The following is a 23,183-nucleotide window of genomic DNA, read 5'->3' as shown; positions in this document are numbered from 1 at the left end:
CGTCCGGCGGCGGGCAGGCGCGGCCGTGCGCCGGGGGTCTCGCTGTCATCGTGCCCGTCACTGACGGGGCGCCGGTTGGGGCGGGTGGCTGGGCCGGGGCGCTGCGGGCTGTCCCGTCCGGCGGCGGGCAGGCGCGGCCGTGCGCCGGGGGTCTCGCTGTCATCGTGCCCGTCACTGACGGGGCGCCGGTTGGGGCGGGTGGCTGGGCCGGGGCGCCGCGGGCCGTCCCGTCCGGTGACGGGCAGGACCGCGAACGCCCTGCCCACAAGCGGCGCTTTAGTCCTCCTGGCGAGGCTGGCGACACCCCCGACCGGCAGTTGTCCGAGGAGCCCCGGCCATGACGACCCGTATCTCCGGGCAGACGGCGTACGCCACCGAGCTGCGCGGCTGGCTCACCGCCCGGCTCGCGATCTATCTGGCCCGCCCGGAGAGCTCCATCGACCACGACACCCCGCTCGCCCACTACGGCATGGACTCGGTGTGGGCGCTCAGTCTCTGCGGCGACCTGGAGGAGGAGAAGGACCTGATCGTCGACCCGACCCTGGTGTGGGACCACCCCACGGTCACCGACATCGTCGCCCACCTCGTGCCCCGCCCCGCGCCCGCCCGGGCCGTGGACGGACAGTCACGGCACCCGGGCGAGCCCGCCCCGGCCCGCGGGCAGGCCCCCGGACACCGGGGCGGCCCGCACGACGCCCGCTGACCCGCGTACTTGGGGCGGAGCGGCACCACCACGCACCACACAGCACCACCGCCCGCCCGGCCCGCGGGGCAGCGGGCGGCCGGTGGCTTCAGGGCGGCTTAAGTCACAGTCCGTAGCTTCCGGGCGCACGCCGTGCGGGGCCCGAGCGGGGCCCTGCGCGGTGCCGGTCAGTCATGAGGGGGAACATGTCGACGGATCTGCAAGCGTTAGGCACGGCGGCCGAACTGGTGGGCCGGGAACTCGATCTGATCGCGGTTCAGGGCAGACTCCAGGACCCGGCCGCCCGCCTGATCACCCTGACCGGGGCCGGCGGAGTGGGCAAGAGCAGGCTGGCCGCCGAGGCCGCCCGCACCACCGCCGCACTGTTCCCCGGCGGCATCCACCCGCTGGACCTGCCCGCCTGCGCGGACCTGGAGACGGCCCTCAAGCACATCGAGAGAATCGCGGCCGGTGCGAGCGGGCGCACCCTGCTGCTGCTCGACGGCGTCGAACACGTCGCCGCGCGGCTGGCCCCCGTCCTGGCCGGGCACCTCACCGCCGCCCCGGCCCTGACCGTCCTGGCCACCGGCCAGGAGGTGCTGCGCATCTACGGCGAGCAGGTGGTGCCCGTGCCGCCGCTGCCCACCCCGGGGCCGCTCCTGGCCCCCGACGTCGCCGACGTGCAGGACAACCCGGCCGTGCGGCTCCTGATCTGCTGCGCCCACGAGGCGAACCCCGCCTTCGCGCTCACCGCCGAGAACGTCGAGGCCGTCGTCGACATCTGCAACCTCCTCGAAGGCGTCCCGCTCGTCCTGGAACTCGCCGCCCGCCGCCTGCGCCTGTATCCGGCGCAGGAGCTGCGCGCGTGGCTGCGGCGCGGCGGCGACAGCCACCTGCCGGGGCCCGTGGACGTACCGGCGCGCCAGCGCTCCACCCCGGCGATCGCCGAATGGAGCTGCCGCGGCCTGAGCCAGGGACAGCGCGCGCTGCTCGCCCGGCTCGCCCTGTTCCAGCACGGCCTCACCCTCGCCACCGCCGAGAAGGTCTCACCGCTGGACGCGGGGGAGACCGCCGTCGCCCTGGAGGCCCTGCTCGACCGCAACCTGCTCACCCTGGAGGAGAATCCGCGCACCGACAGCCGGCTGACCATGTCGCGCACCCTGCGCGCCTGGGGCCTGTCCCTCCTGGACGCGTCGGGCGCCGCCCAGGCCGCCACCGCCCGGCAGGCCCACGCCCGCCACTACCAGAAACTGCTGCACACCCTGGAGGGCCGCTTCCAGGGCTCCGAGCAGCAGCGCTGGCTGCGGGCCGCGGCCGCCGAGCACGCCAACGTCCTGGCCGCCCTGCACCACCTCAAGGACGAACACGAGCGGCGCACCGCCGCCCGGGGCCGGAGCGCCGAACGGGAGCGCCCCGTGGCCCTGCTGGAGCGGGCCGCGCTGGTCTGCGCCAGCCTGTACCCCTGGCTCATCCGGGGCGAACTCACCGAGGGCCTGCGCTGGTTCGACACCACCGAGCGGGCCCTGCAGGACGAGGGCGCCGAGGACGGCGAGGAGCACGGGGAGCGGCTGCGGGCCCGCGCCCGGCTGTGCGCCGGCGCCGGTGTCCTGGCCGCGGCCCTGGGCGACCACGACGGCGCCGCCCACCGCCACCGCCGGGCCGTCGACATGTACCAGCGGCTGCGCGACCCGGGCCCCGGCGCGCTGGCCTCCGCCCGCCGCGGCTACGCCCTCTTCCGCTGCGGCGACCGGGCCGCGGGGCAGTCCCTGCTGTCCGCCGCCCGCACCACCCTCAACGTGCAGGGCGACACCGCCGGATCCGCCGAAGCGGCCACGGCCCTGGCCGACGTGCTGCTCGCGGGTGGCGAGAGCGAACCGGCCCGGGCCCTGCTGGAGCGGGCCGAACGCATCCAGCGCCAGCACGGCGCCATCCGCGATCTGGCCCGCACCCGGTCCACCACCGCCCGCCTGCACCTGCACACCGGCGACGAGGCCGCCGCCCGCGCCGCGCTGCGCGAAAGCCTCACCCTGTACGAATCGATCGACGAACGCACCGAACTGCCCGCCGTCCTGGACCTGTTCGCCCTGCTCCTGGTGCGCACCGCGGGCCAGCCCCAGCGCGCCACCCGCCTGCTGGCCGCCGCCGAGGCACTGCGCTCGCGCACCGGGGCTACCACCACCGGCGCGGACCGCGACCTGCTGCAGGGCACCATCGCCGAGCTGCGCCGCCAGCTGGGCGCCACGCTCTTCACGACCGCCTGGGCCGAGGGGCTGCGGCTGCGCCCGGCGGCGATGGCCGGCGAGGCACTGGCCACCGCCGAGCCCGGCCGCGCCGAGGAGCGCACCGAGGCCGGCGCCCTGACCCCCCGCCAGCTGCAGGTCGCGCTGCTGGTCGCGGACGGCCTGACCAACCGGCAGATCGCCCACCAGCTGGACATCGCCGAGTGGACGGTGGTCAACCACGTCCGCCACGTGATGCGCAAACTGGGCTGCAACTCACGGGTCCAGGTCGCCTGGGCCGTCGGCAGGAGGCAGTGATGGCGCACCACCGGACCGAAAACCCCCTGCCAGGACCACACCCGCACCCCCAGCCCGACCCCCGCACCCCGCTGGCCCCCCAGCTCGCCGCCCTGCGCCCGCCCGCCGAGGCCACCCGCACCTTCTACCGGCAGGGCCACTGGCGCACCGAGACCGTCCTGCACGACCTGTACCGCGGCGCGGCCCGCCACCCGCACCGCACCGCGATCGTCGCCCACCGCGCCCACCGCCCCGCCCGCAGCCGCATCATCCGCATCTCCTACGGCCAGCTCGCCGCCCACACCGACCGGTTCGCGCTCGCCCTGGACGCCCTGGGCGTGCGCCCCGCCGACCCGGTCGCCTTCCAGCTGCCCAACCGCTGGGAGACCTGCGCGCTGCTGCTCGCCTGCCTGCGCACCGGCGCCGTGGCCGTCCCGGTCATGCCCGGCTACGGCGCCCACGACCTGGCGGCCGTCCTGGGCGCGGCCCAGCCCCGGCTGTGCGTCGTCCCCGACCAGTGGGAAGGCATCGCCCCGGCACAGCTCCTCACCGACCTGGCCCCCCAACTGCCCTGGCTGCGCCACCGGGTGGTCCTCGGCGACGCCACCACCACCGCCGGAGCCGGGGTTGGGGCCGTGGACTTCACCGCGCACTTCCTGCGCACCCCCCACGAGCGCCACCGCTCCACCGCGCTGCCGCTGCCCCCCGACCTGGCCGACCGGACCTGCCTGGCCCTCACCTCCCTGGGGCTGCACGGCGCCCACCGCATGAGCCTGCACACCCCCAACTCCCTGCACGCGGGCCTCGCCCCGGACCCCGGACCGGGCGCCGCCTGCTTCACTGCACTGCCCCTGGCCACCCTGCCCGCCCTGCTGCACGCGGTGCTCGGCCCGCTCACCCGCGGCGGCACCGCCGTGCTCCAGGACCGCTGGGACGCCGAGGACGCCCTGGACCTGATGGCCGCCGCCGACGTACGGCAGGCCTGCGCCACGCCCGCCCAGTGGGCCGAGCTCGCCGCCGCCCAGCACCGCCGCCCGCGCGCGCTGCCCGCCCTGCGCCACGCCATCACCTCCGATGCCGCAGGCACCTCCGCCGCCCTGGCCCAGCAGGTCCACCACCTGCTCGGGGCGCCGCTGCGCCCGGCCGCGCCCGGCGGGGGTACGGCGCGGCCGGGCGCGGCGTCCGCGCCGCTGGCGGTGTGGCGGCGCGAGAGCGGCGCCCTGGCCGCGACCTGGCAGCCGCCGGGGCGGTCCGGCACCGGCGATCCGGCGGACCCGGACGAGGGGGGTCGGCCGCGGGCGGGGGCCGAGGAGATCGGCGGCCTCTTCCTCGTCCCGGTCACCGAGATCGAGGAACGCCTCCTGGCCCACCCCCGGGTCGCCGAGGCCGCCGTGGTGGCCTGCACCGACCCCCAGCACGGCGAACTGGCCTGCGCCGCCGTGGTCCCCGACGGCGACCCGCCCACCCTGCTCGAACTCCGCGACCACCTGCTCGGCCAGGGCGTCCCGCCCGCGCACCTGCCCGCCCGGCTGGAACTCATGGGCGGCCTGCCCCGGGCCGCGACCGGCGAACTGCACCGCAGGCGCCTGCAAGGGGCCCTGTCCCGCCGCCCCACCCGCTCGGCCTGACCGGAACAAAAAAAGGGGCCCTTCCGGTGCATCCCGTCAGGGGGTGCGCCGGAAGGGCCGGGGCGGGGCACGGTCAGCGGCGGCCCGCGGCCACCGGGCCGGACGGCCGGTGCGCCAGCGCGGCGGCCGCCGGGCGCAGCACCGCGGCCGCCAGCAGCAGGGCGAACGCGCCGACGGCCGCGACGACCCGCACCAGGTGCGCGTTCTGCCAGTCGTCGCGCACATCCGCCCAGTCCGCGGGCGGCGCCGCCACGTTCCAGTCGTTCTGGTCGCCGTTGATCGGCAGGTTGATGGTCAGCGTCACCACCAGGACCACCAGCATCAGCGCGAGCGCCGCCACCGGCAGCCACAGCGCCGGGCCCCGCGAGCGCCGGACGGCGACGATCAGCAGGACGGTGGCCAGGATCGCCGGGATCAGGGTGGCCGAGGCCAGGGTGTCCAGGGAATCCAGCTCGACCTGCCGCACCTGCGCGTACACCTTGCCGTCGTACTCGCGCAGCGAGTTCTCCAGGACGAGGACGGCGACGAGGAATCCGGCGAAGATCCCCACGAAGATCAGGCCCGCGAAGCGCGCGGCAGTGGCCAGGGGGCTGTGTGTCATTCCAACTCCTTGCAGGGGGCGGCGGGTTCGGCGACGGTGTCGGTCAGGGAGGCGGCCACGGCACGGCCCACCACGGCCGTGAACTCCTCGGCGGACCAGGGCCAGCCGCCCGGCGCCACCTGGGTGAACGTGGCCCGCTGGAAACAGACGCCGAGCAACAGCGCACCGGCCGCCCGCACATCCGCGTCGGCCCGGATGCGGCCGCGCCCGCGCAGCGCCCGCAGATGCCCGACCACCGCCTCCAGCAGCTCGTCGGGGGCCGCGGCGGTGCCGTAGGGCAGCGGGCGCAGCCCGGCCAGCAGCGCGTGGTCGGCGAACAGCGCGCCGATCAGCGGCACGGACTGCTCGTAGTACCACAGCAGTTGGCGCACCAGGCGGACACAGCACGCCTCGGCGTCCTCGTCGCGCACCGGGCCCGCAAGCAGCGGGCCCGCCGCCGGCAGCCGCTCGCGCAGCAGCGCGCCGAGCAGCTCGCCCTTGCCGCTGAAGTGCTTGTACAGGGCGGCCTCGGAGCACTCCGCGTCGGCGGCGATGGCCTTCGTGGTGGCCCCGGCCAGCCCCCGCTCGCGCAGCAGGTGCTCCGTGGCGTCCAGAAGACGGGCACGGGTGGAGTAGCCGCGTACCGAAGTGGACATTCACTCACCCTTCCGCGAGCGGGCACCGGCCTGCCGGTGCCCGGGTGGTGCCGTCAGCCGGCCGTCTTGGCGGCCGGCGCCTGGCCGGACTGCCACACCAGGTCGAACACGAACCGGCGGATGCGCCAGCCGCGTTCGGTGCGCACGGTGCGGGCCTCCAGGTGCCCGCCGATGTCGAAGTGCCCGGCCGGCTCGTCGCCGTCCGGCACGTGCACGGCCATCAGGTGCGAGCGCACCGTGGCGCTGTCCCCGTCCACCTCCACCACGTGGTTGGCGCACAGGTGATGGGTGCGGGCGAAGGTGGTGCGCGCCATCTCCTGGAACCCGGCCAGCCCCTCGATGCCCCTGAACTCCCCGAAGGGAAAGGTCAGATGCACATCGTCGGTGAACACCGAGTCCAGCCAGCCGTCCTGGGAGCGGTCCCGGTCCAGGTGCATGACGTAGCGGTCACACAACTGGGCCACCTCCAGACGGTCGTTGAGCAGTCGCAGCTGATCGTGCAGCGCCACCACGGTGGCGTCGTCCTCCAGCAGGGACATGGTCGGTCCTTTCTCGTACGGACGTAAGGCCCGGGAGCGCCGGGCAGGGGGTGCCCCCGGTGATCCAGGGGGTGCGGGGGCGGCTTCAGGCGGCCCTGCGGTAGGCGCTGCTGCGCCAGGCGCGCGGCTCGAACGGGGTGGGCTGGGGCCGGTACCAGCGCGCCGGGGACCGCAGCCGGGGCGCAGGCTGCGGCGGCCGGGCGGCCAGGCGCAGCTGCACCACCGCGATCAGTGCGGCGAGTTCCTCCGGGGTGGGATCGCCCCGGACGATCCGCACCAGCGGTGCGGGCGGGTCCGTGCCCTGGTCCGGGGCCGTGCTCTGGAGCGGGGTCGATGTCATCGCGGTGTCCTCACTGCGGCGGGTTGCCGTGCTTGCGGCGGGTCAGGCCCGCGTCCTTGGCCTCGAGCATGGCCAGGGCGCTGATCAGCACCGCGCGGGTGTCGGCGGGGTCGATGACGTCGTCGACCAGGCCGCGTTCGGCGGCGTAGTAGGGGTGGACGAGCTCGCGCCGGTACTCCTCGATCTTGTGGGCGCGCATCGCCTCGGGGTCCGCCGCGGCGGCGATCTCCCGGCGGAAGACGACGTTGGCGGCGCCCTCGGCGCCCATCACGGCGATCTCGTTGGTGGGCCAGGCCAGCGCGACGTCGGCGCCGATGGAACGCGAGTCCATGACGATGTAGGCGCCGCCGTACGCCTTGCGCAGCACCACCGAGACCCGCGGCACGGTCGCGTTGCAGTACGCGTACAGCAGCTTGGCGCCGCGCCGGATGATGCCCTCGTGTTCCTGGTCCACGCCCGGCAGGAAGCCGGGCACGTCCACGAGGGTGACCAGGGGGATGTTGAAGGCGTCGCAGAACTGCACGAACCGCGCGCCCTTCTCGCTGGCCCGGATGTCGAGCACCCCGGCCATGGCGGCGGGCTGGTTGGCCAGGATGCCCACCGTGCGGCCGTCGAGCCGGGCGAGCGCACACACCAGGTTGGGCGCCCAGGCGGCGTGCACCTCCAGGTACTCGCCGTCGTCGACGACCTCCTCGATCACCTCGCGGATGTTGTACGAGCGGTTGCCGTCGGCCGGCACCACCTCCAGCAGGGCCGGGCACTGCCGGTCGGCGGGGTCCTCGCCGGTGGCGTGCGGGGGCAGTTCACGGTTGTTGGCGGGCAGCAGTGAGAGCAGGTAGCGGACCTCGGCCAGGCAGGTCTCCTCGTCGTCGTAGGCGAAGTGGCACACCCCGGAGGTCTCGGCGTGCACGTCGGCGCCGCCCAGCCCGTTCTGGGTGATCTCCTCGCCGGTGACCGCCTTGACCACATCGGGGCCGGTGATGAACATCTGGGAGGTCTCGCGGACCATGAACACGAAGTCGGTCAGCGCCGGGCTGTAGGCGGCGCCGCCCGCGCACGGGCCGAGCATCACCGAGATCTGCGGGATGACCCCGGAGGCCTTGGTGTTGCGCTGGAAGATGCCGCCGTATCCGGCCAGCGCCGCCACCCCTTCCTGGATGCGGGCGCCCGCGCCGTCGTTGAGCGAGACCAGCGGCGCTCCGGCCGCGATGGCCATGTCCATGATCTTGTGGATCTTGGTGGCGTGCGCCTCGCCGAGCGCGCCGCCGAAGATGCGGAAGTCGTGGGCGTAGACGAAGACTGTGCGGCCCTCCACCGTGCCCCAGCCGGTGATCACACCGTCCGTGTACGGCTTTTTGGCCTCCAGGCCGAAGCCGGTGGCCCGGTGCCGGCGCAGCGCCTCCACTTCCCGGAAACTCCCCTTGTCCAGGAGCAGGCCGATCCGTTCACGGACGGTCAGTTTGCCCTTGGCGTGCTGGCGTTCGGTGGCCGCCGGATCCGGCCCCTGGGTCACCTGTTCCTTGAGCTCCCTCAGGTGCTCGACGGCGTTGTGCGGGCTCTCCATCGCTTCACTCCTCCCCGTGCGGGCCGACTCGGTGCTCCCGTTGGGCGTCATCGCACGGTGACGCCCGCCGCGGCCGCCTCCTGCGGCCGCGCCACCTCCTGGGCGAGCAGCGCCGCCAGCTGCGCGAGGGTGGCCTCGCGCAGCTGGTCGTGCGCCACGGTCCGTACCTGCAGGGCCGCCTCCAGCTGCTGCTTGAGGTGCAGGGCGAGCAGCGAGTCCACGCCCAGGGCGCGCAGCGGCCGGTCGGCCGGGATGCGGTGGGCCGGGGGCACGCCCAGGGCGTGCCCCAGCGTCCGGCACAGCCGGCTCTCCAGGATCTGGGCCCGCACGCCCAGGTCCAGGGCGCGCAGTACGGACCCGTCGTGGGGCAGGGCGAACAGCGAAGAGGGGTCGAGGACAGCCATGGTCAGGTCGCTTCCGTCGTCGAGAGGCACAGGACTGTGCGGGCCGGGCATGCGCGGGATGCCGGTGGCCGGGGCCGGGGTGGTGGCCGGGGTCAGGCCGCCGCCTGCCGGGGTGCGGGTGCCGCCTCGCGGCGGGCCAGGCACTCCTCCAGGAAGGCCAGCGCCCGCAGGTGGTAGGTGCGGGCGCACCAGCCCAGGCTGATGTTGTGGCCCGCGTCCGCCTGCCGGTCCACCACCAGGCGCCGGACCCCGGTGAAATGGGCGCGCAGCTCGGCCAGGGCCGCCTCGTCGTGGCGCCACCACGCCTCGTGCTCGGCGAAGGTCAGCCGGGTGGGCACCCGCACCCGCGGCGCAAGGCGCGCGAAGGCGGCGGGCCAGCGGCCCGCCTCGGCCCGCTCCAGCGCGGGCATCGGGGCGACCAGGTCCGCGCTGGCCCGGAAGGTGTCCGGCGGATACAGCCGCAGCGCACCCCAGTTGAGCCGCCAGTGCCCGGGCCCGCCCGCCGAGGGCAGCCGGGCCGCGGGCACCGCGAACCGGTGCCCGCAGCCGGAGATGTCCAGGCCCAGCAGCTCCACCGGCAGCGGGGCGCCGGCCGCGCACGTCAACGCCAGCTTGCCGCCGAAGGAGTGGGCCAGGACGAACACGCCCGCCCCCACCTCGTGTCCGGCGGCGAACCGGGCCAGCGCGGCGTGCACGGTGCGGGCCTGCCCGGCCAGCGTCCGGCCCTGCGGCAGCGGCCCGGCCGACGCCCCGTAGCCGGGCCGGTCCAGCGCCAGCACCTGAAAGCCGAGCCGGGTGCCCAGGGTGAACAGGGACTGGCCGGGGTGGGCCTGCCCGTCGAAGTAGGCGGCGCTCATGCCGCCGCCGTGCAGGGCCAGCACGGTGGCCCGCGGCGGCGCGCCCTGCACCGTGCCGAGCAGGCCGGACAGGGGGATGCCCGCGGCGTCCAGGGTGATGGCCCGCACGCCCGGGGAGCGGGCCGCGCCGCTCACCGGGACCGCGCGGCGCCGGCCGCCCGCACCCCGCCGCCCCCGGCCGCATCGGCGGTGGGGGTGTGCGGCGCACCGAACCAGCGGTGCAGGGCGGCCCGTAGGGCCTGCGGCGCCTGCGGGTCCCCGGCCCGCTCGGCGGCCCAGGCCACATAGCCGTCCGGGCGCACCAGCAGCGCGGCCGCGTCCTGGAGCCCGGCCTCCTGCTCGTCGGGCCGCACCCGCGCGGTGACCACCTGCTCGTGCCAGGGCGCCGCCGCCTCGCGCAGCGCGCCGTCCCCGGCCAGGTCGAGCAGCACCCCGCGCGCCGGATGCAGCAGCTCCATGGTGCTGGTGCGGCCCTCCTCGCCGTGCAGGGTGCGCGGCGGAAGGCGCCGCCCCAGCAGCCGGTGGCCGCCCGCCATCGTGTCGTAGCGGATGTCGACGCCGCTGACCAGCCCGGCGAGGTGGCGCTTGACGTCGTCGTAGCCGATGAGTTCGGCGAACAGGGCGCGCAGCGGGTCCATTTCGGGCCCGCCGACGAAGAGCATGCCCTGCGCCTGGGTGTTCATCAGCAGCCGCGCACCGGCCGCGTGCCGCTCGGCGTGGTAGGTGTCCAGCAGCCCCTGCGGCGCCGTCCCGCGCACCGTGGCGGCCAGCTTCCAGCCCAGGTTGGCGGCGTCCTGCACGCCGGTGCTCAACCCCTGGCCGCCGGCCGGCAGATGGATGTGCGCGGCGTCCCCGGCCAGCAGGACCCGCCCGCGCCGGTACTCGGTGACCTGCCGCGTCGCGTCGGTGAACGAGCTGACCCAGTGGGCCGTGCCGTGGCTGATGTCCTCCCCGGTGATCCGCCGCCAGGCCGCGGCGACCTCGGCGAAGGACACCGTCCGCTCCCGCTCGTGGTCCGGGGCCCGGTCCGGCACCACGATGATGCGGTCCACCCCCTCGCCCAGCGGCGCGGCCATCACCATGCCGTGCTCCATGCGCTCGCCCAGAAACCGCGGCCGCAGCCCGCACCCGGCCACATCGGCCAGATACATGGTGCGGGTGGCACCGGTGCCGGGAAAGGAGAACCCGGCGGCCCGGCGCACCGCGCTGCTGCCGCCGCCGCAGCCCACCAGATAGGGGGCGCTGAGGCGCTGCACCCCCCGCGGCGTGGCCACCGCGATCTCCACCCGGTCGGGGTGCTCCTCCAGTTCGAGGAACTCCCAGCCGCGCCGCAGATCAGCGCCCAGGGAGATCACCCACCGCTCCAGGACCTCCTCGGTGTGCGACTGCGGGATGCCGCGCGCACCGAAGTGGGCGTCCTCCAGGACGGTGTAGTCGAACTGCACGCCGCCGAAGTGCCCCAGCGGCGCCACCTCCAGGCCCTCGAAGTGCGCCAGCAGCCCGCGCTGGTCGAACACCTCCATGGCGCGGGCGGTGAAGCCCAGCCCGCGGGACTGCCCGGTGGGCTGCTCCAGGCGCTCCACCACCAGCACGCGGGCCCCGCCCAGGCGCAGTTCTCCGGCGAGCATCAGCCCGGTCGGGCCCGCCCCGACCACGATCACGTCCGCGTCCATGCTGGACCTTCCTTCCAATCCGGTGGCCGACTCCGTCGGGGACATCAGCCGAAGAGCTGCGCGATGTGCTGCGGGGCCGTGGTCTGGCCCCACTCCACGGCCTGCCCCAGCAGCTCGGGGGTGGCCTCGAAACAGCGGGCGGCCGGGTCGCCGAGCGCGAACGGCGCCGGCAGGAACTCCGCCTCCCGCACCCGGGCGAAGATGCGCCGCGCCGCCTCGGCCGGCTCCACCTCGCCCGCCTCGACGGCCTGGCAGGTGGTGCGGGTGAAGGTGAGCAGCGCCCGGATGTCCTCGCCCACCGGGGCGGGCAGCCCGGGCGTGGAGGTCTGCTCCAGGTCCCGCAGGATCTGCTCGTCCCGCCCGGCCATGAAGCGGCGGTAGGCCCGCTCGACCGTCATCGTGGGCAGGATGCTCGTCGACTCCCACACCCGCAGCACCGCGTTCCACAGGTCGTAGTGGCCAAAGCCCACGAACGAGCTGTAGACCAGATCGTCGTGGACGTCGTACAGGCCCTGCTGGAGCCGGTCGATGTAGGCGAACCGCTCGGTGGACCAGTCGCCGTCCCCGGCGGCCTCGATCAGCCGCCAGGCCAGGGAGTTGACCACCTCCAGGGTGTTGGTCAGCCCGCGCGAGTACAGCGCGTCGGTGAACCCCGCGGCATGCGCGGTCAGGCAGTAGCGCTCCCCGACGGTGTGCGTGGAGGAGTACTGCAGCCGCCCGGTGCTCACCCACGGGCGGACCGCGCGGGCGCCGGTGAACTGCTCGGCGATCTGCGGGAAGCGCGCCAGGAACGCCTCGAACTCCTGCTGCGGCTCCAGTGCGCCCTTGGGATGGGCCCGTTCGTCCAGGGTGAGCCCCACACTGCACAGCGGGCTGAGCGCCCCCTCGTGGTTGTCGAAGGGGATCACCCACAGCCAGCCGCCGTCGAAGACATGGTGCAGGGTGCCGTGGTGCCAGGGGCTGGGCTGCTTGTGCCCCGCCGCCGAGGGCGCCTGGTCGTAGGGCGTGACGCCGACCATGTGCGTGAACATCGAACGCGAATGGTGGCGGGCCCGCGTCGGCTCCTCGCGCAGCGCGAACTTCTCCGCGACGGGGGAGCGGAAGCCCCCGCAGTCCACCAGGTAGCGGGCCCGGTGCTCACGGCCCTTGTCGCAGCGCAGCAGCACCCCCTGGGGCCCCGTCTCGATGTCGGCGATCCGGGTGCCCAGCAGCGGCGTGGCCCCGTAGCGCACCGCCAGATGGAACAGGAACGCGTCGGTGTCCTGCCGGAACAGATGACTCTCGGTGCGCTGCCACTCGGGCACCACCAGCTGGTTGATCTCCTCGGGGTCCTGGTCCTGTCCCTCGCGGTGGTAGACGAAGCCGAAGTTCTGCTTGCGCCCCGACAGCGGGGAGATCTTGTCCTGGATGCCGCGGAAGGAGGCCAGCGCCTCGATCTCCGGCACCCGGTAGCGCTCGGCGACGATCCGGGTCATGGCCGAGGTGTAGGGGATCGTCGACTCACCCACCGCGAACCGCGGATGGACACCGGCGTCGATCAGCAGCACCTTCACACCGTTGCGGGCCAGGATCGCGCCCAGCATGCCGCCCGCCATGCCCGCGCCCAAAATGGCCACGTCATAGAGGTCGTCCGGTCGGTCGGTCGGGTTCATGGCTCACTCTCCGAAAACAGCGGGGGACAGGGCGGGGGAGCGGTCGTCGGCCGCGCCGGGCACCGGCCGCGGCGCACCGAACCAGCAGGTGAGCGCCGAGCGCAGGGAGGCCGTCGAGCCCGGCCGCACCCAGGCGACGTGTCCGTCGGGGCGCACCAGCAGCGCGTCGACGCCGTGCAGGGCGCCCTGTACGCCGTCGGCGCACCGCGCCGCCACACAGACCACCCGCTCCGGCCAGGCCGCGGCCTCCTCGTGCAGGGCGGCGGCCGCCGGGCCCAGGGTGAGCAGCACGCCCCGCCCCGCGCGCAGCAACTGCGCGCTGGAGCGCACCTCGTGGCCCACCGCGAGGCGGGCGTGCGGCAGCCGGGCGCCCAGCAGCGGATGCTCCCCGGGCCCCATGGCATGCCGGACGTCGACGCCGGAGATCATCCCCGCCAGGTGGCGGCGCACGTCCTCCTGCTGCAGCAACTCCTCCATCAGCGCGCGCAGACTGGCCGCCTCGGCGCCGCCGAGCAGCAGCCGCGCCTGGGTGCGGATGTTGTCGAGGACCCGTCGGCCCACCGCGTGCCGCTCGTCGTGATAGCTGTCCAGCAGCGTGTCCGGCGCCGTGCCGCGGGCCACCGCGGCCAGCTTCCAGCCGAGGTTGACCGCGTCCTGCAGGCCCAGGTTGAGGGCCTGGCCGCCGATGGGCATCTGCTGGTGCGCGGCGTCACCCGCGTACAGCACCCGGCCCTGCCGGTAGCGCGCCACCTGCCGGCAGGCGTCGCCGAAGGCATTGACCCACAGCGGGGCGCCGGCGCTGATGTCCTCGCCGGTGACCCGCTGCCACACCCGGCACACCTCGGCGAACCCGGGCTCCCCGGTACGCGCCGGGGCCGGGACGCCGAACTCGTGGACCATCACCCGGGTCACGCCGTCGGGGCGCCGGGCCGCGATCGCCAGCCCCGCGGGCAGCCGCTCGAAGCGCCGGTCGGCAATGTCCAGACCGGCGACGTCGGCGCGCAGCAGTTCGCGGGAGGCGTCCTGGCCGGGGAAGTCGGCGCCCAGCAGGCGGCGCACCGTGGAGTCCTGGCCGTCGCAGGCCACCAGATAGCGGGCGCGGACCCGCACCGGACCGCCGGGACCGGCGGCCACCACCTCCACGCCCAGGGCACCGGCCCGCACCGCCCGCACCTCGTGCAGGCGCCGCACCCGGGCGCCCAGGGCGCCCGCCCAGTCGCCCAGCAGCTCCTCGGTGCGCATCTGGGGCACCTTCCACTGCCCCGGATGCGCCCCGGGCAGGGTCAGATCCAGCGGCAGTCCGCCGAAGTGCCCGCGCCTCTCGCACGGCGGGGTGCCCAGCGCCCGGAGCAGGCCGCGGCCGTCGAAGATCTCCATGGTGCGGGCGTGCAGCGTCGAGGCCCTCGACTGCGTGGTGGGGCCCTCGCGCCGGTCCAGTACGACCACGTCGGCGCCGCCCAGGCGCAGTTCCGCGGCGAGCATCAGCCCGGCCGGTCCCGCGCCCACGACGACGACATCGCTTTCGAGCCGCCGCACGGTCATGACCGGTGCCGCTCCGCGTAGTCCTTGGCATGGCCCAGCGTGGCGCGGCTGTTGGCGGACAGCGCGCCCTGCACGTACTGGCGGGCATCGGCGACGGTGGCGTCCGCGCCCAGCACACCGGCGATGTTGGCGGTGTTGAGCACCACCGTGTGCTGCGAGGCGGCGGTGGTGGTGCCGTCGGCGTTCTCGGTGAACGTCCAGTAGCCGGTGTGCAGGGTCATCAGGGCGGGCAGCGTGACCTGCTTGTAGGCGATTTTGTGGTGCGGGAAGCAGACCCGGTAGGACTTGGTGGTGTGCACCGAGCCGTCCTTGGCGCGGGTGTCCATCTCCAGGCTCTGCAGGCCCGGGGCGGGTTCCTCGAAGCGCACGGTGGCCACGTGCGGCAGCCGCTCTGGCCAGTGTCCGGCCTCGTTGACGAAGTCGAAGACGTCCTTGGCGGCGCCGTTGACCTGGACGCTGTCCTCGAAGGAGAACGTCAGCTCCGCGGCGGCCACCGTGCGTTCCACGTTGGCCTTCAGGGCGGCCAGCTCCGCGCGGGAGTTGCGGTCCACGGCCTCCTCGATCCACTGCAGGTCCTGCGGGTCGTCGTCGATGGCCCGGTAGTCGTGCAGCAGCCGTACCCGGGCGCTGTCGGCGCCGAGGGGCTCCACGATCCAGGTGCCGCCCATCGCGGCGACCGGAGGGGTGGTGACCTCCTGGCGGAAGCCGATCCGCAGGGCCTCGGGGTCCAGGGTGCGGCGCGAGGTCCAGTTCTTGGGCTCGCCGTTGGCGGTCGCCCAGATGCGGATGCGCTCCTCGCGCTCGCCCTTTTCCACGTGGTCGACGTGGATGGTGGGCGGGAAGATCTGCGGCCAGTTCTCCACCTGGGAGATCAGCCGGTAGACGGTCCCGGCCGGGGCCGCCACCGTGATCTCGTGCTCGACCTCACGCGTCGTCATGGTCAACTCTCCTTGTCCTCTTGGCTGGTGGGGTCCGGTCCGGGCCGGGTCAGAAGTTGCCGAGTCCGCCGCAGACGTTGAGGGCCTGGGAGGTGATGGAGGCGGCGGTGTCGGAGGCCAGGTAGCCGATGAGCCCGGCCACCTCCTGGGGGGTGCTGTAGCGGCCGAGGGGGATCTTGGCCTGGAACTTGGTGAGGATCGCCTCCTCGGTGCTCTCGTAGGCGGCCGCATAGCCCTGGCGCACCCGCTGCGCCATCGGCGTCTCCACATAGCCGGGGCAGACCGCGTTGACGGTGATGCCGGTGGGCGCCAGCTCATTGCCCAGCGCCTTGGTGAACCCGACGACCCCGTGCTTGGAGGCGGAGTAGGGGGCGCCGAGCACGACGCCCTGTTTGCCCGCGGTGGAGGCGACGTTGATGATGCGGCCCCGCTCCAGATCCCGCATGCCACCGGTGGTCAGCACCTCCCGCGTCATCCGGAACACACTGTTGAGATTGGTGTCGATCACGTCGTCCCACAGCTCGTCACTGATCTCCGCGGTCACCCCGCCACCCGAGCGGCCCGCATTGTTGACCAGCACATCGATGGGGCCGAACCGCTCGACGGCCGCCCCGACGAAGGAGCGGACGGAGGCGCCGTCGCGCACGTCCAGGGCCTGGCCCTCGGCTTCGAGGCCGTCGTTGCGCAGCGCCTTGACGGTCGCGATGACGTCGCTCTCGGTGCGGGCGCCGATGAACACCCGGTGGCCCTGCTCGGCCAGCAGCCGGGCGGTGGCCAGGCCGATGCCGCTGGTCGCACCGGTGACGAGTGCGACGCGCTTGTCCTGCTGCATGATCGGTTCTCCTCTGGGGCAGGCCGGGTCAGACCGCGGCGGAGGCGGTCAGGTGGAGGTTGACGGCGGCGATCAGGGCGCGGGGCGTGCGGTTGTCGGAGAACACCTCGTCGTCCAGGGCGATGCCGTACTCGCGCTCGATGCGGCTGCCGGTCTCCAGCAGCGCCAGCGACTCGTAGCCGAGGTCGTCGAAGTCGCGGTCGAGGATGTCGCCGTCCAGGGCGGCGCCGTCGTCGGCGCCCGCACCCTCCAGGAGGATGCGCTTGAGGTCGGCGAGAGCGAACTGAGGGGTCGTCATCACTGCGGTCCCTTCGAAGGGGCGGATCGTGCACGGGCGGGCAACACAAAGGCCGCACGGGGCGAAAGCCCGTACGGCCACGAAGAACAACGAAGAACCATCACGAATGCGGAGAAGCGCGGTGGGCGGGGGAGGACCCCGCGGGCCCCCGGCAACGCCGACGCCCCCGCCGGTGGCGGGGGATTCACACCGGCAGGGGCGCGCTTGGGGCGGGGCCCGGCAGGGGGCCGCTCGCGGGCCGGCTCCGCGGAGCCGGCCAGGATGGGGGCAGGCGAGAGGTCAGGCGGAGAAGAGCCCCCGCTTCTGGTAACTCGACTCCCAGAACAGCTTGTTGAGGACCTTCACCGGGGCGGGCATGCACTCCAGGAACCGCTTGCGCTCGGCGACGTCCCGGCCGTCCATGACCCAGGGAATGTAGACGGCCGCACCCTTGGGGCCCTGCTTCTTGGCCATGGCGCTGCGGAAGGCGTCCCAGTCCTTGTTGGTGCACACGTCCTGAATGAGCGGCAGCGCCGCGTTCTCCTCGTGCCGCATGTGGGAGCCGAGCGACTGGGCCAGCCGGTCCACGCGCTCGCCGAGGTCCGCGGACGCGCGGGACAGACCCGCATCCACCGCGTCGAGCACCGCGTCCAGCTGCGCGTGCTCGGCCTCCATCTCGGCCAGGAGCTTCTGGTCATCGGGCCGGTCGGTCACCTGCGCGGCGACCCGCGGCCACAGCACGGCGTCCTCCACCGTGTGATGGACGTGCAGCTGACGCTTGAAATTCTCCCAGCCGGCCCGGACCTGAGGGGTGGCGGCCCGGCCGGAGGCCACCGCCGCCGCGAGCCTTTCGAGGTCACGCCGGAACGCGTCGTGCGTCGCGTACATGACGGCGAAATTGATCGGGGCCTGCTGTGCAACTGCCATGGTGTGCCGTTCCTTTCGTCGGCGACCGGCCCCCGGCCGGTCGACAGATCAGACAACTCGCGGCCGCGGACGAGAGGTTGGTGGCCCCCCGTCCCGACTCCCGCACCCCGCGGCCCGGGATGCCCTCGCGAACGAGAGGGGCCGGGCCTGGACATGTGTGACATGCGGGCCCGACTCTGTGAGGTGAAACACACCCGCCGGGCCGATGTCACACTCCAGACAGCCGTGGCCTCTCAGGAGCGAGCGCGTCACACGGGAGGTGCACCATGTCCGACAGTGCGGAAGAAGACTTCGAAGACTTCGAAGACTTCACGGACGGATCAGCCACGCAGGAGGGCGGCACGCCCGAAACCACCGAGGCCGCCGCGGCCGAGGCCGTCGACGCCGTCGAGGCCTCCACCGAGGTCTTCGTCAGCTACCGGGAACTGCTCTTCTCCATCGTCTACAACCTGCTCGGCTCCGTCGCCGACACCGAGGACGTCCTGCAGGAGACCTGGCTGTCCTGGTCGGGCAAGAAGAGCCGCTCACCCCGCCAGGAGATCGAGAACCCGCGCGCCTACCTGGTGCGGATCGCCGTCAACCACGCCCTGGCCCGCAAGGACGCCATCACCCGCAGGCGCGAGACGTACGTCGGTCCCTGGCTGCCCGAACCGCTGATCACCAAGACGGCCGAGGCACCCGCGGCGGACGTGGCCGAACAGGCCCTGCGCACCGAGTCGGTGTCGATGGCCATGATGGTGGTCCTGGAGACGCTGACCCCGCTGGAGCGGGCGGTGTTCGTGCTGCACGAGGTGTTCGGCTACGCGCACACCGAGATCGCCGGCATCCTGGAGCGCAGCCCCTCGGCGGTGCGCCAGCTCGCGCACCGGGCCCGCGCCCACGTCCAGGCCCGCCGCCCCCGCTACGAGACCACCCCGCAGGTCCAGCAGGAGGTCACCGAACGCTTCGTGGCCGCCGCCCTGGGCGGCGACCTCGACGCGCTCATGGAGATGCTGGCCCCCGAGGTCACCATGTGGACCGACGGCGGCGGCAAGGTGCGCACCGCGGGCCTGCGGCCCGTCAGCGGCCGCGACAAGGTCTGCCGCATGCTCGCCGGGTACGCCGAGCGCGCCCCCAAGGACATCGACGTCCACTACCGGCACGTCAACGGCGATGCCTCGGCGGTGGTGTTCTCCGAGGAGTCGCCCTACGCCGTCATCGTCATGGACCTCACGCCCGGCGGCGACCAGGTGCGCGGCATCTACGCCGTCACCAACCCGGACAAGCTGGCGCGGGTCCGCTCGGGCCCGGACGACGAGGAGTGAGGACCCGCCTCAACGCGGACCGGGCCGCGGGCCGGAGCCCTCGCCCGGCCCGCCCGCGGGCACCACCACCGACGGCGCGCCGCCCGGCGCGCGCTCCTCGACCCGCTCCTCGCCCCGCTCCGCCCCGGCGCCCGCCGCACCGCCGCTCATGCCGAGCAGCCGCAGCAGCGGGCCCGCCATCGCGGTGGTCACCAGAGCCATCACCACCATCATGGTGAACATCTGCGCCGAGATCAGGCCCAGTTCACGGCCGATGCCCAGGATGACGAGCTCGGTCAGGCCGCGGGTGTTCATCAGCGCCCCGAACGCGGTGGCCTCCCGCCAGCTCAGCCCCGCCACCCGGGCGGGCAGCGCCGCCCCGGCGAACTTGCCGAGCACGGCACTCACCACGATCACGGCGAGCGCGAGCAGCCCGGAGACACCGAGCGCGCCCACGTCCACCGACAGCCCGGTGACCACGAAGAAGACCGGCAGGAGCAGCGCCGACACCTTCTCGATGGGCACCTCGACCTGGTGGTGCAGCGCGGGCGTGCGCCGCCGCGGCATCACCAGACCGAAGGCGAACGCGCCGAAGATGGCGTGGATCCCGATCCAGGAGGTGACGAACGAGGAGACGAACACCCCCGAGACGATCAGGACCAGCAGAGTCCCCTTCGCCGGGCTCTCGCCCCCGCGCAGCAGCGCCCGGGCCAGCAACGGCCGTACGACGAACGCCATCACCACCCCGTAGCCGACGGTCAGGGCGACGACGGAGAAGAACTCGCCGGTGCCGCCCGCGCCCGCCACGGCGACCACCAGCACCAGCACGCACCAGGCGACCACGTCACCGATCGCCGCACAGGCCATCGCCAGGGTGCCGGCCCGCGACGTGGACAGGCCGCCGTCGCGGATGATCCGCGCAAGCACCGGGAACGCGGTGATGGAGAACGCGGTGCCCAGATACAGGACGAAGGTGCCGGTGCCGACATCGTCGGTGCCCTGCGAGGCGTACAGCATCGCCGCGGCGCCCGCGCCCAGGGCGAAGGGCACCGCCATGGCCAGGGCGGCCAGCGCGCCCACCGCCCGCCCCCGGCCGCGCAGCCGGGTCAGGTCCAGCTCCCAGCCGGCCAGGAACATGAACAGCACCAGGCCCACCTGGGAGATGGCGCCGAGCAGCGGCCGGGCGTCGTCGGGGAAGATCCGGGCGGGCAACTCGCCCGGCAGCAGCCCCAGCAGGCTGGGGCCGAGCAGGATCCCCACGGCGATCTCCGCGACGACGGGCGGCTGGTGCAGCCGGCGCGCGAAGCGGGCCATCGCGGCGCCCGCGAGCAGGACGATCGCAACATCGATCAGGACTATCGCTTCCAGCGGCAGGGCCTCGCCCGATGCCGATGCCATCTTGCCTCCACACACAACGGAACGCGGGGCCGCCGGTGGGAAGCCGGTCGGACAGCCACCGCCGTTCACGACCGGACCCCCGGGTGGGGGCTTTTTGGATTGCGGTCAGGTTCGCTCGCCGGGCACCTCCTCGCGGGCCGCCACCGGGCGCAGCTCGATGAAGTCGAAGGCCTTGAAGCGGCGCAGGATGGGCCGCAGCGGGGCGGGCACGACGGCCTGCCGCTCGTCCACGTACACCCGCGGGTCGGCCAGCTGGATGCGCCGGCCCAGCGTGCGCAGCTCGCAGCCGTTGTGGGCGACGGTGTTGCGCACCCAGTCCGACTGGGGCCCGTACGGCAGGGACATCACATAGTGCGGGCCCTTGCGGAACACCTTGACGGGGGTGCGGTAGGTGCGGCCCGACTTGCGGCCGCGGTGCAGGACGGCGCCGAAGCCCGGCATGCGCGTGAGCACCGGGCCGACGAAGCGGTTGGCGAACCTGCGGTTGAAACGGGCCAGGCGTCTTTGCACAGACGCGCCGGACGTTCCGGTGGTGCCGGACATCCACGACTCCCTTGCTTGGTCGGGTCGTTGGCCGGGACCCCGGAAGGCCCTCAGGGCCCCCAGGGGCCCCGGGGTGCTAGCTGTCGAACATGGGGTGCGGGCCGCGCGGCTCGTCCTCCAGGGCGCCCATCGAGCCGCGGAAGAAGATCAGCGGTTCGGTGTCGGCGCGCGCCACGCCGAGCTCGGCCACCTCGCCGACGAAGATGGTGTGGTCGCCGCCCTCGAAGGTGTTGACCAGGCGGCAGGACAGGAACGCCATGGCCTGGCTGAGCACCGGCACCCCGACCCCGGAGTAGCGGTGCTCCACGTCCTGCAGGGTCGCGGTGTGCTTCCCGGCGAAGGCCCAGGCCAGCGGCTCCTGGCGGCCGGCCAGGAAGTTCACGGTGTAGGCGCCGGACTCCTCCACCAACGGCCGCAGCCGGGAGGCCTGGTGCAGGCAGAACAGCACCAGGGGCGGGTCCAGGGAGACGGAGGTGAAGGAGTTGACGGTGGTGCCGGCCGCGTGGGGCCCGCTGCCGCTGGTGATCACGGTCACGCCGGTCACGAAGAGGCCGCACACGGTGCGCAGCGTCTTGCCGTCGATCGGACCGGCCTGCTGCGGTGGGTGGGTGTCTGTCGGCGTCGCGGTCATGCGCGCCTCCTGGAAAGGGATCGGATGGGGTCGGCGGGTGGGCGGGCTCAGCGGATGCTCTGCGCGAAGGTGAAGACCCGGTGCGGGTCGTAGGCCTTCTTCACGGCGAGCAGGCGCGGGTGGTTCTCGGCGTAGTAGGAGCGCTGGAAGTCCGCCAGGGCGGGGTCGATGAAGTTCTGGTAGGTCTCGCCCGAGGAGTGCGGGTCGATGGCGGCGAAACCCCGGTCCACCCAGGCCTGCCCGGCCGTCTTGTCGGCGCCGCTGGGCGTGGCCGAACCCGGTATCGCCACCAGGTAGTTGGCGGTGAAGATGCTGTCGCGGTGCACATAGGCGGTGGCCGTGCGGCTCAGGTCGGCGGCGGCCCCGCCGACCGGCAGCACCTGCATCTGGTGCATCTGGCCCGCCCGGCGCTCGGCGTCGAAGACGGCCAGCGCGCCGGCCCAGCCGGTGCGCGACATGGGCTCCTTGAACATGCGGCTGCGCTCCAGGCTGAACGCGGGCCGCGGCAGCTGCCCCTCCGCGGTGGCCTCGGCGCGGTGGCACTGGGCGACGGTCTTGGTGGCGCAGCCGTAGACGCCCATCATCAGGTCGCGGTAGGGGAGCGTGCCGCCGGTGCGGTTGACGGGCTGCCCGGTGAGCGAGAGCAGGCGGCCCGTCTCGTCGTCGAGCTGGGCCTGGGTGCCGGTGGACACCAGGCGGATCACCGGGGTCGGGGCGGTGCCGGGCGCCGCGTCGGGCAGGTTGACCACGCAGGCGCCGCCGATGGGGCGGGGCGCGTCCACCAGCCAGCGGGCGTAGCCGTCGACCATGTCCAGGGCCTTGTCCCAGGAGAAGACGAGGGCGGCGGTGGCCACGTCGGTGACGGGGGAGGGCTTGACCGTGTACGAGGTGACGACGCCGAAGTTGCCGCCGCCCCCGCCGCGCAGGGCCCAGAACAGGTCGGGGTGGCTCTTGGCCGACGCGGTCACGTGCCGCCCGTCGGCCAGCACCACCCGGGCCGAGGTCAGCGCGTCGCAGGCCACGCCCAGCGGCCGGGTCAGAAAGCCGACGCCGCCGCCGTGGATGAACCCGCCGGCCGCGACGGTGGCGCAGGCGCCGCCGGTGACCGCGAGCCCGGCCGGGGCCAGCCCGTTCAGGACGTCCACGTTCTGCGCCCCGGCGCCCACCGTGGCCCGGCCCTCGGACAGCGCCACGGAGTTGAGCCGGGAGACGTCGATGACCAGGCCGGTGGTGGTGGAGTAGCCGCCCAGGCTGTGGCCGCCGCTGCGCACGGACAGCGCCAGGGCGTGGTCCTGGGCGAAGGCCAGGCACAGCGCCACGTCGGCGGGGCTCTCGCAGTAGGCGACGGCCCGGGGGTCGATGGAGTCGTACTGCTTGGAGTCCAGCTGTTTGGCGAGCGCGTAGGCCGCGTCGCCGGGCAGCACCAGATCGCCGCCCAGGCGGGTGCGGAGCCGGTCCCAGGGCACGCCGCCCAGGGCGTGTCCGGCAGCCGGACGCAGGGCGGTCAGGCCCAGGGCGGTGGCGCCGGAGGCGCCCAGGAGGGTTCTTCGACTGATCATGGGGATGTCCAACCACGAGCGCCCCCGGCCCTGTCGGGGCCGGGGGCGGATTCGGTAGGGGAAGGTGCGCCGGTGCCGGGCGGGCACCGGGGCGGGGTCGGAGCCTGTCCTTGAACCCCCGCCTGCGCCCCGACGCCCGGTGCGTGCGCGCTCCGCGCGAAC

General features: G+C 74.1%; 22 protein-coding genes and 1 pseudogene. 4 read left to right on the top strand and 19 right to left on the bottom strand.

Going from position 1 to position 23,183, the window contains the following annotated elements; translation table 11 throughout:
* Nucleotides 1–266 (bottom strand): annotated as a pseudogene (locus AC068B_RS33335) (hypothetical protein); the annotation flags it as partial.
* A gap of 71 nt (nt 267–337) precedes the next feature.
* Here AC068B_RS33335 and AC068B_RS33330 point away from each other — a divergent pair.
* The 3 genes from AC068B_RS33330 to AC068B_RS33320 all read left to right on the top strand — a co-directional run bounded on the left by AC068B_RS33330 (nt 338) and on the right by AC068B_RS33320 (nt 4,826).
* A complete protein-coding gene (locus tag AC068B_RS33330; protein WP_478675269.1) occupies nt 338–703 on the top strand; it encodes an acyl carrier protein in 366 nt (121 codons plus the stop codon).
* Between the two features lie 185 nt (nt 704–888).
* Entirely contained in the window at nt 889–3,219 is a 2,331-nt protein-coding gene (locus AC068B_RS33325; protein WP_478675268.1) for an ATP-binding protein, read from the top strand.
* Complete coding sequence (locus tag AC068B_RS33320) at nt 3,219–4,826, top strand: AMP-binding protein (RefSeq protein ID WP_478675267.1); 1,608 nt, start codon at nt 3,219–3,221, stop codon at nt 4,824–4,826. Before AC068B_RS33325 ends, AC068B_RS33320 begins: the two co-directional genes overlap by 1 nt.
* 73 nt (nt 4,827–4,899) lie before the next feature.
* Here the strand turns inward: AC068B_RS33320 and AC068B_RS33315 are convergent, their stop codons facing one another.
* The 14 genes from AC068B_RS33315 to AC068B_RS33250 all read right to left on the bottom strand — a co-directional run bounded on the left by AC068B_RS33315 (nt 4,900) and on the right by AC068B_RS33250 (nt 17,607).
* Nucleotides 4,900–5,427 carry an anthrone oxygenase family protein gene (locus AC068B_RS33315; protein WP_478675266.1) on the bottom strand — a complete coding sequence of 176 codons (528 nt, stop codon included), beginning with the start codon at nt 5,425–5,427 and terminating at the stop codon, nt 4,900–4,902.
* Nucleotides 5,424–6,062, bottom strand: coding sequence for a TetR/AcrR family transcriptional regulator (locus tag AC068B_RS33310; RefSeq protein WP_478675265.1), 639 nt, complete (start codon nt 6,060–6,062; stop codon nt 5,424–5,426). Before AC068B_RS33310 ends, AC068B_RS33315 begins: the two co-directional genes overlap by 4 nt.
* Nucleotides 6,063–6,115: 53 nt before the next feature.
* Nucleotides 6,116–6,601, bottom strand: a complete 486-nt coding sequence (locus AC068B_RS33305; protein ID WP_478675264.1) for a nuclear transport factor 2 family protein — start codon at nt 6,599–6,601, stop codon at nt 6,116–6,118.
* Nucleotides 6,602–6,686: 85 nt separating this feature from the next.
* Entirely contained in the window at nt 6,687–6,941 is a 255-nt protein-coding gene (locus tag AC068B_RS33300) for an acyl-CoA carboxylase subunit epsilon (protein ID WP_478675263.1), read from the bottom strand.
* Between the two features lie 10 nt (nt 6,942–6,951).
* Complete coding sequence (locus AC068B_RS33295) at nt 6,952–8,505, bottom strand: acyl-CoA carboxylase subunit beta (RefSeq protein ID WP_478675262.1); 1,554 nt, start codon at nt 8,503–8,505, stop codon at nt 6,952–6,954.
* A gap of 47 nt (nt 8,506–8,552) precedes the next feature.
* A complete protein-coding gene (locus tag AC068B_RS33290; RefSeq protein WP_478675261.1) occupies nt 8,553–9,053 on the bottom strand; it encodes an acyl carrier protein in 501 nt (166 codons plus the stop codon).
* Nucleotides 9,002–9,874 carry an alpha/beta hydrolase gene (locus AC068B_RS33285; RefSeq protein WP_478675260.1) on the bottom strand — a complete coding sequence of 291 codons (873 nt, stop codon included), beginning with the start codon at nt 9,872–9,874 and terminating at the stop codon, nt 9,002–9,004. Before AC068B_RS33285 ends, AC068B_RS33290 begins: the two co-directional genes overlap by 52 nt.
* Nucleotides 9,875–9,897: 23 nt before the next feature.
* The gene (locus AC068B_RS33280) at nt 9,898–11,439 is read right to left on the bottom strand and encodes an FAD-dependent monooxygenase (RefSeq protein ID WP_478675259.1); all 1,542 of its coding nucleotides are present in this window, start codon (nt 11,437–11,439) and stop codon (nt 9,898–9,900) included.
* 44 nt (nt 11,440–11,483) lie between these two features.
* A complete protein-coding gene (locus AC068B_RS33275; RefSeq protein ID WP_478675258.1) occupies nt 11,484–13,091 on the bottom strand; it encodes an NAD(P)/FAD-dependent oxidoreductase in 1,608 nt (535 codons plus the stop codon).
* 3 nt (nt 13,092–13,094) lie between these two features.
* Nucleotides 13,095–14,633 (bottom strand): FAD-dependent oxidoreductase, encoded by a 1,539-nt coding sequence (locus tag AC068B_RS33270; RefSeq protein WP_478675257.1) that lies wholly within the window; start codon nt 14,631–14,633, stop codon nt 13,095–13,097.
* Nucleotides 14,630–15,571 (bottom strand): aromatase/cyclase, encoded by a 942-nt coding sequence (locus AC068B_RS33265; RefSeq protein WP_478675256.1) that lies wholly within the window; start codon nt 15,569–15,571, stop codon nt 14,630–14,632. The genes AC068B_RS33270 and AC068B_RS33265 overlap by 4 nt, the downstream gene beginning before the upstream one ends.
* Before the next feature lie 49 nt (nt 15,572–15,620).
* Complete coding sequence (fabG, locus tag AC068B_RS33260) at nt 15,621–16,403, bottom strand: 3-oxoacyl-ACP reductase FabG (protein WP_478675255.1); 783 nt, start codon at nt 16,401–16,403, stop codon at nt 15,621–15,623.
* A 28-nt stretch (nt 16,404–16,431) separates the two neighbouring features.
* Complete coding sequence (locus AC068B_RS33255) at nt 16,432–16,701, bottom strand: acyl carrier protein (RefSeq protein WP_478675254.1); 270 nt, start codon at nt 16,699–16,701, stop codon at nt 16,432–16,434.
* Between the two features lie 279 nt (nt 16,702–16,980).
* Nucleotides 16,981–17,607 (bottom strand): hemerythrin domain-containing protein, encoded by a 627-nt coding sequence (locus AC068B_RS33250; RefSeq protein WP_478675253.1) that lies wholly within the window; start codon nt 17,605–17,607, stop codon nt 16,981–16,983.
* Nucleotides 17,608–17,873: 266 nt separating this feature from the next.
* Here AC068B_RS33250 and sigJ point away from each other — a divergent pair, with 266 nt between their 5' ends.
* Nucleotides 17,874–18,911 (top strand): RNA polymerase sigma factor SigJ, encoded by a 1,038-nt coding sequence (gene sigJ, locus AC068B_RS33245; protein WP_478675252.1) that lies wholly within the window; start codon nt 17,874–17,876, stop codon nt 18,909–18,911.
* A 9-nt stretch (nt 18,912–18,920) separates the two neighbouring features.
* Here the strand turns inward: sigJ and AC068B_RS33240 are convergent, their stop codons facing one another.
* From AC068B_RS33240 to AC068B_RS33225, 4 genes are all read right to left on the bottom strand, one after another.
* Nucleotides 18,921–20,288, bottom strand: coding sequence for a cation:proton antiporter (locus AC068B_RS33240; RefSeq protein ID WP_478675251.1), 1,368 nt, complete (start codon nt 20,286–20,288; stop codon nt 18,921–18,923).
* Between the two features lie 105 nt (nt 20,289–20,393).
* On the bottom strand, nt 20,394–20,831 hold the full coding sequence (locus AC068B_RS33235) for a nitroreductase family deazaflavin-dependent oxidoreductase (protein WP_478675250.1): 438 nt from the start codon (nt 20,829–20,831) through the stop codon (nt 20,394–20,396).
* Nucleotides 20,832–20,907: 76 nt separating this feature from the next.
* Nucleotides 20,908–21,462 (bottom strand): flavin reductase family protein, encoded by a 555-nt coding sequence (locus AC068B_RS33230; RefSeq protein ID WP_478675249.1) that lies wholly within the window; start codon nt 21,460–21,462, stop codon nt 20,908–20,910.
* A gap of 47 nt (nt 21,463–21,509) precedes the next feature.
* Entirely contained in the window at nt 21,510–23,021 is a 1,512-nt protein-coding gene (locus AC068B_RS33225; protein ID WP_478675248.1) for an FAD-binding oxidoreductase, read from the bottom strand.
* Nucleotides 23,022–23,183 lie beyond the last annotated feature (162 nt).

Source organism: Streptomyces sp. NPDC042371 (assembly GCF_056437465.1).
Note: the sequence above shows the minus strand (reverse complement) of the source record. Positions and strands in the feature narration are given on the sequence as shown.

Bases quoted from the DNA above. Each gene is read 5' to 3' on its own strand.
- AC068B_RS33330 (WP_478675269.1), top strand. From the start codon at position 338: ATGACGACCCGTATCTCCGGGCAGACGGCGTACGCCACCGAGCTGCGC.
- AC068B_RS33325 (WP_478675268.1), top strand. From the start codon at position 889: ATGTCGACGGATCTGCAAGCGTTAGGCACGGCGGCCGAACTGGTGGGC.
- AC068B_RS33320 (WP_478675267.1), top strand. From the start codon at position 3,219: ATGGCGCACCACCGGACCGAAAACCCCCTGCCAGGACCACACCCGCAC.
- AC068B_RS33315 (WP_478675266.1), bottom strand. From the start codon at position 5,427: ATGACACACAGCCCCCTGGCCACTGCCGCGCGCTTCGCGGGCCTGATC.
- AC068B_RS33310 (WP_478675265.1), bottom strand. From the start codon at position 6,062: ATGTCCACTTCGGTACGCGGCTACTCCACCCGTGCCCGTCTTCTGGAC.
- AC068B_RS33305 (WP_478675264.1), bottom strand. From the start codon at position 6,601: ATGTCCCTGCTGGAGGACGACGCCACCGTGGTGGCGCTGCACGATCAG.
- AC068B_RS33300 (WP_478675263.1), bottom strand. From the start codon at position 6,941: ATGACATCGACCCCGCTCCAGAGCACGGCCCCGGACCAGGGCACGGAC.
- AC068B_RS33295 (WP_478675262.1), bottom strand. From the start codon at position 8,505: ATGGAGAGCCCGCACAACGCCGTCGAGCACCTGAGGGAGCTCAAGGAA.
- AC068B_RS33280 (WP_478675259.1), bottom strand. From the start codon at position 11,439: ATGGACGCGGACGTGATCGTGGTCGGGGCGGGCCCGACCGGGCTGATG.
- AC068B_RS33275 (WP_478675258.1), bottom strand. From the start codon at position 13,091: ATGAACCCGACCGACCGACCGGACGACCTCTATGACGTGGCCATTTTG.
- AC068B_RS33270 (WP_478675257.1), bottom strand. From the start codon at position 14,633: ATGACCGTGCGGCGGCTCGAAAGCGATGTCGTCGTCGTGGGCGCGGGA.
- AC068B_RS33265 (WP_478675256.1), bottom strand. From the start codon at position 15,571: ATGACGACGCGTGAGGTCGAGCACGAGATCACGGTGGCGGCCCCGGCC.
- fabG (WP_478675255.1), bottom strand. From the start codon at position 16,403: ATGCAGCAGGACAAGCGCGTCGCACTCGTCACCGGTGCGACCAGCGGC.
- AC068B_RS33255 (WP_478675254.1), bottom strand. From the start codon at position 16,701: ATGACGACCCCTCAGTTCGCTCTCGCCGACCTCAAGCGCATCCTCCTG.
- AC068B_RS33250 (WP_478675253.1), bottom strand. From the start codon at position 17,607: ATGGCAGTTGCACAGCAGGCCCCGATCAATTTCGCCGTCATGTACGCG.
- sigJ (WP_478675252.1), top strand. From the start codon at position 17,874: ATGTCCGACAGTGCGGAAGAAGACTTCGAAGACTTCGAAGACTTCACG.
- AC068B_RS33240 (WP_478675251.1), bottom strand. From the start codon at position 20,288: ATGGCATCGGCATCGGGCGAGGCCCTGCCGCTGGAAGCGATAGTCCTG.
- AC068B_RS33235 (WP_478675250.1), bottom strand. From the start codon at position 20,831: ATGTCCGGCACCACCGGAACGTCCGGCGCGTCTGTGCAAAGACGCCTG.
- AC068B_RS33230 (WP_478675249.1), bottom strand. From the start codon at position 21,462: ATGACCGCGACGCCGACAGACACCCACCCACCGCAGCAGGCCGGTCCG.
- AC068B_RS33225 (WP_478675248.1), bottom strand. From the start codon at position 23,021: ATGATCAGTCGAAGAACCCTCCTGGGCGCCTCCGGCGCCACCGCCCTG.